This window comes from Flavobacterium pectinovorum (assembly GCF_900142715.1).
GTDB lineage: Bacteria > Bacteroidota > Bacteroidia > Flavobacteriales > Flavobacteriaceae > Flavobacterium > Flavobacterium pectinovorum.
In genome coordinates this window covers 14550-29515 of the sequence record NZ_FRBX01000004.1, presented here as the reverse complement: position 1 = coordinate 29515, position 14966 = coordinate 14550, and the positions used below count along the sequence as shown (strand labels likewise).

7 protein-coding genes are annotated in these 14966 nt (G+C 36.2%); all 7 read right to left on the bottom strand.

The annotated features are described in order from the left end of the window. Positions 1 to 151 precede the first annotated feature (151 nt). The 7 genes from BUE22_RS13825 to BUE22_RS13800 all read right to left on the bottom strand — a co-directional run bounded on the left by BUE22_RS13825 (position 152) and on the right by BUE22_RS13800 (position 14929). Entirely contained in the window at positions 152 to 2599 is a 2448-nt protein-coding gene (locus tag BUE22_RS13825) for a pectate lyase family protein (protein WP_073395535.1), read from the bottom strand. 18 nt (positions 2600 to 2617) lie between these two features. Then, the gene (locus BUE22_RS13820; protein WP_073395534.1) at positions 2618 to 4951 is read right to left on the bottom strand and encodes a DUF5703 domain-containing protein; all 2334 of its coding nucleotides are present in this window, start codon (positions 4949 to 4951) and stop codon (positions 2618 to 2620) included. A gap of 123 nt (positions 4952 to 5074) precedes the next feature. Then, entirely contained in the window at positions 5075 to 6508 is a 1434-nt protein-coding gene (locus BUE22_RS13815) for a sialate O-acetylesterase (RefSeq protein ID WP_243396750.1), read from the bottom strand. Positions 6509 to 6592: 84 nt separating this feature from the next. Then, positions 6593 to 9997 (bottom strand): glycosyl hydrolase, encoded by a 3405-nt coding sequence (locus tag BUE22_RS13810; protein WP_073395533.1) that lies wholly within the window; start codon positions 9995 to 9997, stop codon positions 6593 to 6595. Between the two features lie 165 nt (positions 9998 to 10162). Next, positions 10163 to 10327, bottom strand: a complete 165-nt coding sequence (locus tag BUE22_RS23730; RefSeq protein ID WP_208611233.1) for a hypothetical protein — start codon at positions 10325 to 10327, stop codon at positions 10163 to 10165. 193 nt (positions 10328 to 10520) lie between these two features. After that, a complete protein-coding gene (locus tag BUE22_RS13805) occupies positions 10521 to 13802 on the bottom strand; it encodes a glycoside hydrolase family 2 TIM barrel-domain containing protein (protein ID WP_073395532.1) in 3282 nt (1093 codons plus the stop codon). Further along, the gene (locus BUE22_RS13800) at positions 13802 to 14929 is read right to left on the bottom strand and encodes a glycoside hydrolase family protein (RefSeq protein WP_073395531.1); all 1128 of its coding nucleotides are present in this window, start codon (positions 14927 to 14929) and stop codon (positions 13802 to 13804) included. Before BUE22_RS13800 ends, BUE22_RS13805 begins: the two co-directional genes overlap by 1 nt. Between the last annotated feature and the right edge of the window lie 37 nt (positions 14930 to 14966).

Below are 14966 nucleotides of genomic sequence, written 5' to 3'. Positions count from 1 at the left end.
AACGGATTTTTATCTGCTTGATCTGCCAAATCTGCGTGAGAATTTATTTTTTCAAGCAGATTAAAAAGATTTAAGCAGATTATTGAATTGCATTATTATATTTAAAATCTGCGGCAATCCGTTTAAATCCGTGTCATCCGCGTGCCATTTTTTATTTTACAAAGAAATTTATAGTACGACTCATTGAATCTCCTTCAGCATCTTTAACAGTAATTACAACCGAAGCAAAACCTTTCTCAATTGCCGTAAACTGAATGTCTTTTCCTTTTAAAACTACTTTTCCATTTTTAAGATCAGAGAAAGTATAAACCGGTTTGTTCTCATATCCTCTAAAATAATCAGCCGCTGAAAGTGTTGCCTTTTCTCCAGAATTAATAAAGAAATGTGGTTGTGCCATCCAGTCTAAATATTCGTCTAGTTGAGTAAAACCATCTTTATCCGCATCCAGATTCGTATCTGTAAAATCGTCTGCTTTAGAATTTTCGTTTAAACCTTTTGCCATTTCCCACCAATTTGGCAATCCATCATGATCTGTATCCCAATCTGTTGGACGTTTTTCGCTGGTGTATTCACCTAAATCCCCCAAATCTTTTTCAGAATCAATCATTCCGCCTAAACCGCTTTTGCTTCCTTTATAAGTAAAAGCTCCTTTTAAGGTTTCCTCAATAATTCGATTATCGTGTTTGTCAAAAAATGGTTCGCTCGCTCCAACATCCGAAAGGACATTTTTGTAAGCGCCTTTTGCCGTTTCTGTTTTTACATAAGATTCGAAAAATGGCTTATCAACAAAAGTTTCATATTTTACAATTTCATTATGCGAAATGGTAGATGTTCTGCCTTTTTCCTGATTTTTTTCATCAAAATGACCCTGCATAATATTTCCATCAAAATAATAACGCTGCATTCCTTTCCCAACACCTTCATGCTGTGCATTCAAAGCATAAAAATATTTAGTTGAAGCGCCTGGTTTGTAATAATTATTTACAAAATTTACTTCATTTGCGCCTCCGTCAGTCGTTCTTTGTCCCCAGTTGTAAACCACATTATTTCTAATATCCAGTCTTCCTGTATAATATCCGTCTCCGTTTAAACCTCCGCCAATACTCCAGTTTCTTCCGTAATTATGAGCCAGTAAATTGTGATGAAAACTACCAATGTCACCGCCAATTGTTGCTGCAAAACCATGCATTTTTCCAGCTTCATATTTGTCATGTCCCGCAACATTCAATGCTTCAGAAATTAAGGTTCGCTGTAAAGTAATATTGTGCGCACTACGCGAACTGAACGATTCGTCGATGGTCCAGCTGATAGAACAGTGATCTATAATACTGTGATTCGCTCCCGTAAGTCCCATTCCGTCGTAGGTTTTTCCGCTTCCAATTCTCACTTTCAAAAATCGGATAATTCCATCATTTCCAGTTAAACCAACTGGTGCTTTGCTAATTGTAATTCCTTCACCCGGCGCCGTTTGTCCTGCAATTGTGATGTACGGATTATTGACAACCAAACGATCTTCTAGTTTTATATTTCCCGAAACATTAAAAACAATTGTTTTAGGACCGGTTCCTTCATTTACCGCGGCACGGAAACTTCCAGGACCGTTGTCATTTAAGTTGGTAACCTCAACAACTCTTCCGCCTCTTCCTCCAACAGCAAAACGACCGTAACCTTCTGCACCCGGAAAAGCTAATTGTGCGGGCTTAAATGACCAAACGGTTCCTAAAGTTGTATTTCCTCTTGCATCAATTTCATCAACGCGCCAGTAATAGGTTGTCATGCTGTATAAATCTGAAACTGCAAATTTAGTATCAGTTTGTTTTCCTTTAAATTCCGGTGATTTTTCAGTTGCGTTTGTAACTGCTTTTTGATCTGTTCCGAAAAATAAATGATGTGAAACAGCATCTCCTGAAGCTTTCCAACTCAATAAAAATTTATCGCCCAAAACAACGTGTTCGTCTCGGTTTTCGGGTTTTGGAGTATGTGCTTGTTTTTTAAGATTTGGCGTATCAATTTCAAATCCGTTGATGACCATTTGCTGAATTAAATCAGGTGCTTTCGAATCTAATTCAAAACGAATCACCACATTTTTTCCCGCCTGAGCCTTAAATTCAATGTAGGCCGTAGCAGAATTAATAGTCGAAGTTTCTCTGTTAGTCGGAATTATAGTTTCGACCAATTTATTGTCTACATAAATTTTTATCGGAGCAAATGTTTTTCCTTCGATTTTGTCGAAAGTATTATGAAAAGTCAGTAGCGAATGTTGTCCGGTTTTTAATCCGCCGATTGTAAGTTCCAGACTTTTATCGGTAACCAAACCGTCGCTTGTTAACCGACTGTAAAATGGTGCGCTCATTCCGACTTTGAACCATTTCGACGAAAAATTTCCTTTTAATTTGAATGTTACATTATTAAAAGATTTCTCCGCTTCGGTTTGTTCTGTTATGGGCCATGAACTGTAATTCGGATCGCCTACTTCTTCAACTCTTCTTCCCGAAAAATCAAAATCGACTTTTACAATTTGTTTTTCAGAGGATTGCGCTTGTACGTTTGTGGCTAAAAGCATGCACAAAACTGCGGCGCTTATTATTTTTTTGATCATTGTGGTTGGTAATAATAGTTAGTTTAATTTTTTCTTTTCTTCTATCGAAATCCCTAAGAGATTTATAATATCTTTTTCTCTTTCTTTCGGGCTTACATTTATAATTTTTGTGTTTCCGTTTTGAAGTTCAACTTCAATAATTGTATTTTGAGTTGCATGTAATTTAAAATGAACGTTCCAGTCTTTGGGCCATGCCGGAAAAAGATAAATTTTTCCATTCGCTTCCTGCAAAAGCATTTCCTGCATGCCAATCATTCCTGCGCCTCCCCAATTATGATCCGGAACCCAGTCAAAACCCGGACCCCAAAATGCCTGAAATTTTCTCTCGGAATCACTCATTTTTAAAAGATTGTATTTTGCTGCTTCTTCGGTTAAACCTAATCTTGCAGCAAAAATATTGTCCTGTTTCCAGCCAATATGACTTCTAAATTTTAAGGCATCGGTATCATATTTCCAGGTATTCAAAGCGGTTTCTAAATCTGGTTTTCCTATGCCGTAAATTCCCCAAGGATAAATGGGATAGAATTGCGGAACTTCAGAATTATTAACTCTTTCCCACGATTTTGCAGGAACTAAGACTTTATAATTTTCAATTGTTCCAAAATTTAAAGGCGGAATTCTGGTTTGAAAACCTTTTAAATACTCCACCTCTTCTTTAGATAATTGTTTCGCGGAAAGGTTTAATAGCTTTTCCGTAATTACCTGCAAAGCGGCAATTGTGCTGTTTGAATTATTCGCCATTTTATACGTTTCGGCTCCAGAACCGGGAAATAAAATCAGTTTTCCATTTCCGTCCAATGCTTTTCTACCTCTTTGTTTCGCTAGATATTGATAATGTTCGTCAAAAAAACGAAGACAACTTATGATAAATGAATTGTACTTTTGAATATCTTCTTTTGCAAATTCTTTTTGCTGTAACATCATTTGGCAGAATTCAAAAACCGTATCCCATTCATATTCCAGCCATGCATTATATTCCATTCCCGGATCGTAATCTTCGGGACGTTTCCATTCGTATTCGGCAGGATTTGGTAAACCGAAATTTTCCAATTGTTCTGTAAAAGCTGCTCCGCCGTGTTTCCAATAAACCTGAGAACGCAATTCGGCATTTTTTTGGAGACTTAAATAATAATCCAATTGCGATTTCATCATATCAAAATCACCGCTTTTTAACATCGGAAAATAAACCAGTCTTTGATTTTGAGCTGTCATTGTTCCTCCGCCCCAATTCCTGAAATCAGGCGTAAAATTTAAGTCTGGATTTGTAAAAACCGGATCAACGGTAAATAATCCACCGTTGAATTTTGTTGGATATTTTCCATAAGCGTTGCAACCCAACATGTATCGAAACAATTGATAATTTTTTCCGATTTGATAAACCGAATCTTTTTGAGCAGTATTATTTTTTTGAGTATAAATAAAACTGCGGTTCCAGAAATTATTCCACCAATTGATGGTGTTTTTTTCTGCTTTTTTGGAGTTGATTTTATAGTCCGAGATTTGATTTTTCAAACCGTTTTCCCAAGAAGATTGTTCCGAAGATTGATTCGTATACAAATGAATTTGAAGTTCTTGCTTTTTGGATGGTTTTATGCTTGAAAGCGAATAACCTTTAAAATCGGTATCCTGATATTTTCCCGAATAAGTTCCGTCAGACTTCAAATTAGTTCCCGTCATGAATCCTCCAAAAGTTAGATTCGCCAAAGGATTCATCATTTGCTCTTTTACCGATTCCATTTTTTGTTGTTTTACAGCAACATCAAAAACGGTTTGTTCCCTATTTCTGTGATAAAATTTGACACCATTATTTTCAAAAGAAACTGAATCTTTAAATGTGAAAATTTCGCCTTGTGGTGCCCATTTATATGAATTAGCGTTATTTGCTTTTCCTTTTGAAGGACGATTGAAATGACGCCAGCTTTCATAAGAAGCCGTCATTTTCAGTGGAGTCTTACTTTCTAAATCCAGATGAATCACGGGTTTAAAAACATCAACCCAAAGTTTGATTTTAGTATTATTTTGAGCAACTAAAACATAACCGTCTTTTAAAACCAATTCTTGTCTAAAACCTTCATTATCCTTAAACGGATTTGGCGTTAAACTCACTTTTACCCGACCTAATTTTAGTAGTGTATTATGTTCATCAAAAGTTCCGCTTCGGGAAAAATAAAAATACAAATCGCCTTTTTCTACCCAAACATTCATGCCAATATCGCCGCCGCCTAAAGGCATTGATTCAGAGGAATTATGGCTTTGTGTATTCCAGACTTGATTGTAATTTTCAAGCACAGGAATTTGCGCTTTCGCGAAAAGTGTAATGAAGAAAAAGAATATGTAAATTGTGTTTTTCATTTTTTACGTTTTCCTGCAAGGTTTCTAAAACCTTGTAGGTATTTATTTTAGATTCTGGTATTTCCAATCAGACATCTACAAGGTTTTGTCCCAAAGCTTCGGGATTGCAGGAGCTCGCAGAAATTACCATTCATCTGTCCTAAAAGACGAAACCGGCAAACCTCCGCCACTAAACAATTCAGCTTTTGCAAAATCTTTCCATAAATATCTCACTGCAACTGGTTTCAAAACTTTATCCGAAGTCAAAACCACCGATTTTCTTCTGACAATAGTTTTTGCAGGATAAAAAACCTTGTCTTCTCCTGCCAATTCAAAACCTAAAACTTCTTTATCATAAGAGGTAATTCCGTTGGCAACATCATCAAAAGAGACCGTTAACGAACCGTCTTTTACTTCCATCGATTTATATTTCGGACTCTCAAATTCGAAACCTTCAATACCGTATGTTTTTGCCAAAGCCTGAAAAGCCAATCGGTTTCCTCCTTTTTCTTTATCCATCGGGTGAATGTTATTTTCTTCACCAACATCCATCAAAACTGCCATTCCCGAATTCGGAATTTCTTTTGAAGCTTTCAATTGTGCTTCTCTCAAATAAGCCGAATTGTATTTTTCTACATAATCTTTTGGATGAAATTGAGCATAATTAAACGGAGCAATCTGAGCATAATAAAAAGGAAAATCACCTTGTTTCCATAACGTTCTCCAACTGCTTACCATTTTTTTCATCAGCTCTTTGTATTCACCAGCTCTTTCGTAATTCGATTCTCCCTGATACCAAATACAGCCTTTGATTCCGTAACCTATTACGGGCGAAAGCATTCCGTTAAATAAAGTTGTTGGCACACGATTTGGATCTTTTGCCAATTCTTCTTTTGTGGTTGGAATTTTAGCGCTTGCAAAATCTTTCAGCATTTCCTGATTCATCCATGCTTCCATGCTTGAACCTCCATACGAAACATGAATTAATCCCACCGGAACATCTAAAACTTTCTGTAAAAGCGATCCAAAATACCAGGCCGTCGCACTAAAATTTGAAGTTGATTTTGGCGAAGCTACTTCCCATTTTCCTTCAAAATCAGTTAAAGGTTCTAAAACCGTAGCTCTTGGAACCGTAATTAATCGGATATTTTTATTGGTTGATCTTACAATGATTTCGTTTCCATTTTTCACGGGCTGACCCTGAAAACCTTTCAAAGGCATTTCCATGTTCGATTGCCCTGAACACAACCAAACTTCTCCAATTAATACATTTTTTACAATGACTTTTTCTGTTCCTTCTGTCACTTCGATTGTAAATGGTCCGCCAGATGATGGCGTTTGTAATTCCACTTTCCATTTTCCTGAATTATCAGCTTTTGCTTTATAGATTTTAGAATTCCATGAAGTTTTGATCGAAATATTTCCATTCTTTTCTGCCCAGCCCCACATTGGTGCATTTGATTTTTGCTGCAAGATCATATTGTCGGTAAATAATGCCGGCAATTTGATTTTTGCATTGATTTGGAAACTTCCTAAAAACAATGTTATTATTACAAGAGTGCTTTTAATATTCTTCATTTAAATCTTTTTTTTTCGCCACGAATTCACGAATTTTTAAATACTTTATCCACAATCATTCGTGAATTCGTGGCTATTTTTCTTTTATTTTTTTTCTTTTACAATCGTAACCGGCCCCAATAATCCGGCTTTTAATAATATTCCTTCCTGCAATCTAAAAGGCGCTGTTGTCCAGGTTAAGCTTTCTTCTTTTGGTAATTTTTCATCGCCAATTAATCGGTTTGCCCAGGTATTTGTCACTTTAATTTCTATCATGTTTTTTCCTTTTTTTAAAGCTTCAGAAATATCTGTTTTATATGGAAACGTCCAGATTGTTCCGCAGTCTTTTCCGTTTATGGTTATCTCAGCAATATTTGCAATTGTTCCTAAATCAAGCCAGAATTTCTCGCTGGTTTTCCCTTTCCAGATGAACTCTTTTTTATAAACAGATGTTCCAGAATAATATTTAATTTGATCATTTGTTGAAGTACTCCAATCAAAAAGTTTGTTCGTTTTTACAATTTCTTTTGGTCCGTGAAATTCAGGATCAAATTGTAATTCCCAATTTTCATCTAAGGTTTGAACCGTTTCTAGTTCAGGATAATTTTGCTTTTTATTTAAAGAAGTTTCTTTTGTATTTTCTTTAAAAATGACAAAACAAGATTCATTTGCATCTAATACAATCGGAATAATTGTTCTCCCGTTTTCTATTTTCCAATCAGCTAAAATTGTTGTTTTGTCCGTTACAGGATTATAAAGTTCAGGGGTTTTTCCGCTTAAGCGAAAAGACGCTTCAAAACTTCTTTTTTCTGCTTTTTGATTCGATAGAAAATAGATTTCTTCAGTTTGAGATTTTCTGTGCGTCCATGCAATGGTTTCTGATTCGCTTCTTTTTAATTTCGGAAAATAAAGATCTTGTTCGATTCCGATTGAAGCAAAATCATTTCCTAAATAAGGTAATTTAATAATGGTTCCTTTTCCGATTTTCCATGAAGATGAATTCGAGTTGTTTATCCAGATTTCATCAATTATATTCTGCCATTTTTTATGATCTTCATCAGAATGCATTTCTGGTTGCAAATCTGGTTTTTCATCAATAAAAATTGTTGCTCCATCTTTTACCAATTGCAATATTTTTTCGGCTGAAGCCAAAGAAATCATTTTGTTCGGTGCCATTTTATGACTTCCCGGAAACAATAAAGCTCCATATTCAATTCCGCCACCAAAAGAGATTTTTCCGTTTACAACTTTGGCATTGTTGATTAAAACATCGGCATTAAACGAATCGTATTGATACCCGTTTAACGGATTTACCCATTGTGATAAATCCGTAATATTTTTAGAATACGTAACTTCTTTCGGCATTTTTGCTGTTGGCTGACCTTCATTTTCTAAGCGTATTTTTTCGCTTTCGAGTCTTTCTTTTCCGAAAACATTCGGAATAAAAGGCACTAAACGATCCGGCACAAAAGAGCGTGAAGGAAAATCTTCTCCAATAAAAACTGCTAAATCAATCACCGGTTTTCCTTTTTGTAATTGAAATTGTACTCTTTGACAATACTCAAACCACGCTTTTCCTGGTTTCCACCACGTTTGATCTCGTTGAAAAAAAGTTCCGATATCATCCAGAGTCATTCCAGGTTTTCTGTCTGTCCACGGATTATGAACAAAAACGTGATAAAACAATCGGTTTATTCCTAAAGCATAATTTCGGTCTGCCAGCGTTTTTAAATTTCCCGGATGCTCGTCCCAATCCATTCGTAAAGCCGTAAAAGATTCGGCCTGAATAATATCTTTTCCATAAATATGTCCGCCGGAAATGGCATCGATCATATCAAAAGGTTTATCGTGTGTTGGACTTTTCAGCCAAAATTCGCCACTCGGATAATCGACATATTTAAAATGCAATAATGCGTCGCTTGTTACTACAGGCGCAACATTTTCTGAACTTAATTTTACGTTGTTTTCTTTGGCAATTTGAGCTACAGTTCCGTAGAAATTATCGGCAACCAATTCGGCAATGGTTTTGCGAACATCGTATAAAACTTTCTCTGAAACATCAGCACTTTCTATTGGAATTCCCGCCATTACAGGCAAATAATCTACCAAATTATAACCGCGTCTCTTTTGAAATTCGGCCTGAAAAACCGAAGACCAGTTTTGGCTTCCGCATTCCCAACTATCAAAATGCAAAATTTCTAAAACCTTAGAAGACAATTCCGGACCAACGGTGCGAAGCATTTCGCCAAACCAATGATCGAGTTGAAAACGAATTAATTCGGGATTAAATTTATCAACCTCTAAACCTTTTCCCGCTCCACCCGTTGCATTTTCATGTCCGGTAGAAGTATGTCCCATTCGGATAATCTTCCATTTTCCTTTTGGTGCTTTCCAGTTCAAATTTCCGTTCGCATCAACTAAATTTGAAATATTGATAATTTCAGATTTTTTGAAAGACTCCGAATTTGGAATTTGTTTTGCAGAAGTTTCCGGACTCAAACGCCAAACTGCTCCAGATTTTCCTTCGAAATTATCAATCAATGCCTGATTTGAAAGTGTAATTTTACTCACTTTTAAATTTTGTTTCCATTTCGCAAAATCCAAATCTTCGGCGCCGGGTTCTGTTCCAACAGGATCATAAACAAATCTGAAATATTTTGCCGTAACGGGTGCAATTGTATGTGTGTGAGCGAAATCCATGTCTTGCCATCCGTGACGCGGCGCAACCATTCTTTCGTGAAATTTAAAATGAATTCCGTCATCACTTACGGCAACGATTAAACGCTGTGCCTGAAAATCTCTTCCTTTGGTTTCAATTACAAGGGATTTGCAGGTAAAAGGTTTTTCAAATTCATATTGAATCCAACCTTTTTCGGCAAATTTAAAGTTATCATCTTTTTTAGGATCAGCTAAAAACGAAGCATTGGTATTATTTGAAGTGGTAACTTTTGGTAATTGAATTTGCGAATTGGTTTGGTATTCTTTTACGGGAATTGCAAAAGTCGCAATGTCTTTATAATAGTCTTTGTAATGTTCTGAAACTGGTAATTTTGTATTAATCGATTTCCCTCCTTCAATTTCTGATATTGACCAAACTACTTTTTGCATTGACATTTCTGGCGTAATCCATGGGCCGCCTGCAACGGCAAAACCATCGGCTCCGTGAAAAGCCATTTTTAGTCCTAACCTATTTGCTTCTTGAAAAGCCCAATGAATCATATCCCAAAATTCCGGTGTCAATTGCAAAACTGGCGGATCGATTAATGGCGGATTTGCCGGACCTTTAATCGTCATTAAATAAGCACCTGCAATTCCAGCCTGTTTCATAGCTTCTAAATCTGCTGTAATTCCCACTTTAGAATAAGCTGATTTCATCCAATACCAATATACCCAGGGTTTTGAGGATTCGATTGTGGGCTGAAACTGAGTTGTTTCTTTTTTATGAATTTCCTGTGCGGAAAGAATTCCCACAAGAAATAACATTAAAAAGAGATGCTTTTTTTGAAACATTATTACTGCTTTTTCTATTCGTTATGTTTAAACCCGACAGGTTTTAAAAACCTGTCGGGTTTAAATTTTTCATTACAAAAACATAGCCAATGGTTTCAACCATTGAGACGTAACGTGATTTCACAATACGTTTCCCGAGGTTGAAACCTCGGGCTATGTTTGATATTAAATTTCTAATCGTTGCTGACATGCGAGTTTGATTTCTCTCGAAGCCTCGGGATCGAAATGACAAACATTATCTTTAATCTCTAATTTAAAACCTGTCGGGTTTAATTTGTCATTACAAACATAGCCAATGGTTTCAACCATTGGGACGTAACGTGATTTCACAATACGTTTCCCGAGGTTGAAACCTCGGGCTATATTTGATATTAAATCTCTAATCTTTGCCGACATGTGAGTGTGATTTCTTTCCCGAAGTCTCGGGATGTGATCTCTCCTTCGTCGAGATGTCAACCTTTAATTTTATTTATCTACGAAGACCTGACAGGTTTTAAAAACCTGTCAGGTCTAACGTTGCGAACTAATATTTAAACTTTTTCAAGCTTTCTTCCAATCCATTTTTTGTTGCTGAAAACGGAACCAAATAAAAACTATATTGATAATCTCCAGATTTAATTTGATATTTTTCTAAAGGCTGAGCTACTGATGTCCAGCTATCATTTCCTCCCACTCCCATCTGAATCAAGTCGATGTTTACGGTTAAAAATCCGGGATCTTTTAAGTCGAAAGTATGTTTGGCGGCGCTTAAATTTTCCTGTGTATAAGGCCACGCGCTCATGCTTAAAACTTTTTGATCATCCACAACCAATAAACCTTTATTTTTTTGTGGTGTTGTAAAAGCCATCCATCTTACTTCGGTTCTGTTGGCGTTTTCCTGAGGTTTTACATAATGCTCCAGAAAATCATTAATTGGTAATGAATATTTCCCTACGAACGAACCAAAACTTCTGTCGATATAATTTTCTAATTCTCCTTTTCCATACCACGAAATTTGATCGAACTTTCTTTGAACTCCCATTTGCATTCCGATTTTTGGAATGTTTGGTAATTTGTTTGTGGCTTTTAAACTATAGTCTACTTTTATAATTCCATTTTTGTTGATGTTATAAATTACCTGCACTTGCGCACTGTCTTTTATCACTTCATAATCACTTGTAATTATGGTTCCGGCAATTGTTGTTTCCATTTTGGTTTTTACCAATTTTGGTTTTGCCTGGTACCACGGTTTCAAAACCTTATGCGATTTCCATCCTCTTTTGTCGTTATCCGTAAGTGGTCTCACAAAATTAGGAAGTAACGGTGCAAAAACCTGTTCTTCACCATTAAAGACATAAGAATTCAATGCACCGTTTGCTTTGCTTATATTAATGTCAAATGTTTTTCCTTTGATTTTAAAATCTGAATCAGTTTCAGAAGTTTTTACCTCAACAATATCTTTCGTAAAATCTAAAACTGCTTCTGATTTTTTCAACAGAAACTGATCTTCCGCTACAGCGTAACCTTTAGAAGCCCAAAGTTCATCTTTTGAAAGTTGAAATTCGATATTCAGAAAATATTCAGCATCCTTTTTCAATTTTGGTAAATATTGTTTTACATCTAAAACTGTAGATTGTCCAGCTTCTAAATTGAAAGGTTTTAATATTTGAGTTTTGATAACATTCCCGTTTTCCAGAATTTGTAAAACCGGAACATAGTCCGCTAAAGATTTTACCGCCTGACGATTTTTTATTTCTAATTGAAAATTGTCTTTTAAGGTAGTTGTCGCTGGCTGATAAATCCATTTATTTTCATAAATCGATCCTTTTGGTTTTCCGTTAGAATCGACAATTCCTTTTGTATTGAAATTTCCATCATGGTATTTTTCACCAAAATCTCCGCCGTGAGCAAAAAATTCCTGACCAGTTGCAGGATCTTTTTTCACCAATCCCTGATCTTTAAATTCCCAAATACAACCTCCAATAACTCTTGGAAGCGAACGGAATTCATCCCACAATTCTTTAAGATTTCCAACTGAATTTCCCATAGCATGAGAATATTCTACAAAAATAATTGGTCTTGTATCTTTCTTTTGATCTACCAAAAATTTAGGTGTGAAAACGCCCGGATAAAAACGACTTACCATATCAACATACGGTTCGTCTTGCGGATTTTCAAATCGATACGCGTGATCGATTGTTTTTGGATATCTCGGATCAAGCGGATCGATATACCCTTCTAATCTCGGATTTCCCTGCGCTGGTTCGTAATGCACCGGACGCGTGATATCAAAATCATGAACCCAACCCGACATTGCTGCGTGATTTGGTCCTTTTCCACCTTCGTTCCCTAAACTCCAGAAAACCACTGATGGGTGATTTTTATCTCTTTCGACCATTCGGGTCATGCGCTCTAAATAAGCATTTGTCCATTTTGGATCGTTGCTTAATTTTCCGCCAATTCCGTGTGTTTCCTGATTGGCTTCATCCATAACCATTATTCCGTATTGATCGCATAATTCATAAAAATAAGGATCATTTGGATAATGGCTGGTTCTGATAAAATTGAAATTGAATTTTTTAATCGTCGTAATATCTTGTTTGATATCGTCTCGGTTTACGGCTTTCCCTTTTGTTGGATGCTGATCGTGACGGTTTACGCCGTATACATAAGTTTCTTTTCCATTGATGAGCATTTTTCCATTTTCCTTGGAGAATTCGATAGATCGGAAACCAACTTTACAGCTTTTTGCTTCTGTAATATTTCCGTTGGCGTCTTTTATAGACATTACCAAAGTGTACAAGTTTGGCTCTTCTGAACTCCATTTTTTTGGATTAGCGATGTTTTCCTTGAACATTCCAAAACGTACATTATCCAGACGGGGATAACTTTCGTTGATCATATCGATAACGGGTTTTTGAAGCGGTTCTTTAAATAATGCCACATTATTAGCATCGTATAATTGTGCCTGAAAAGTATAATCTTTGATTTTTTCGCCTGTTAAATTTTCAACTTTTGGTCTTAATTGAAAAGAAGCGTCTTTGTATTCTTTGTCTAATTTGGTTTGATAAAAGAAATCCTGAATACGCAGTTTTGGCTCGGCCATAATAAAAACTTCACGCTGGATTCCGCTTACTCGCCAGTGATCCTGATCTTCAAGATATGAACCGTCTGTCCAACGAATTACCTGTACTGAAACTACATTTTCTCCTTCTTTTAAATAAGGTGTAATATCAAATTCTGACGGAAGAAAACTGTCTTCTCCATAACCCAGAAACTCTCCGTTCAACCAAACCTGAAAACCTGAACTTACGCCACCAAAATGCAAAGTCACCGTCATGTCTTTCCAATTTTCGGGAACGGTAAAAGTGCGTTGGTATGAACCAACACCATTATAATCTTTAGGAATAAAAGGCGGATTTATAGGTCTAAAAGGATAAACCGCACTTTTGTAAATCGGAATATCATAGCCTTTTAATTCCCAATTCGATGGTACTTCGATTTTATCCCAACCGGCAACCTTTCCTTTATAGAAATCTTTTGAAGCTTCTTTTAGATTTGATGCGTATTTAAAATCCCAATCGCCGGTAAGCATTTTTAGTCGGCTTTTTGTTCTGTCGCCTTTTAGTGCATCTTCGATATTTGTGTACGAATATGACGTTGCTCTTGAAGGCTGTCTGTTGATACTTGTTACGGTTGGATCTTCCCACGGAGCAAATTCGTATTTTTTTGGGACTTCAGGAATTCCCGCAGGTTCGCCGGTTACGGATTGTGCTTGAGCAATTATTCCAAACAGGATAAAAAATAGTACTTTAAAATTATTCATTATTTCTTCTCTTTTTTCTCTGGCGGTGCCACAAAATTCATTTCACTTTTTCCTAAATCTTTAGACGTTGCAATGGCAATTCCTCTTTGCTCTGCTTTATTTACAGCACAATAGAAATGATAAACCACGCCATTATGTTTTACTACAAATGATTTATGAGCAAACATATCATCGTAAGGTTCGGATGATTTGATTAAATCCTCACCTTTCCAGTCGTTCCAGTGAATTAAATCGTTCGAAACGGCAAAACGATTAAATGCACCTTGATTCCAACCCGTCCAAAAAGCTCCAAAATAGAACATTACCCAAGTATCATTAATACGCTGAATATAGGCATCTCCTGAGATTCCTTTATGATGATTGATTAAAGGTTTATCGCCATAACGTTCCCAATTTTTCATATCGTTTGACACAGCCATAGCAATACGCTCTGCGCCTTTAGCAGGATTTAAACTATCACCTCGCGCATTGTAATACATGATAAAATTGTGTCCTGTAACTTTGTCCTTATCACGAATAACACTATTTTTATACATCGTACTATTATCCCACCATCTGGCGTCTTTATCTTTTGGAGTTAAAACCGGATTTTCTAATCTTTCAAATTCGTGTGGTTTTGTTGGTGCTTCTTTTGTATACGCCATTCCGATTGACAAAACTCCTGCTTCGTAGCCTTTACTGTCTCCGCCAAAATAACTCATCCAATATTTATCATCGTATTTTTCCCATTCATAACTTCCGCCCCAAGTTGGATCTTGTAGCGAAATATATCCCGCTTTTTGGTTAACATCCCAATGTTTTTCGTTTTCTGAGAAAGACATTACTTTTCCTAAATGTTTCCAATGTAATAAATCATCACTTTCTGCCAGCCAGGTTTCATAACCTCTTCCGCCATAAATCAAATAGGTCATAAACCATTTACCATCTTTTCTAAATACACTTGGGCAATCCATTTTATAAGAGTTGTCTGTTGGCACCATCACCAAACCGTATTTATAAGGCGTTTTGATTTCGTTGTAAATCTCCTGCATTACGGTTTCGTTGATTTCTCTTTTCTTGTATTTTGTCGTTGCACAACTAGTTATAAAAAGTGATGTAATGGCAATGATTAGATATTTGACTTTCATTTTCTTAATGTGTGTTTATGGCACGCGGATGACGCGG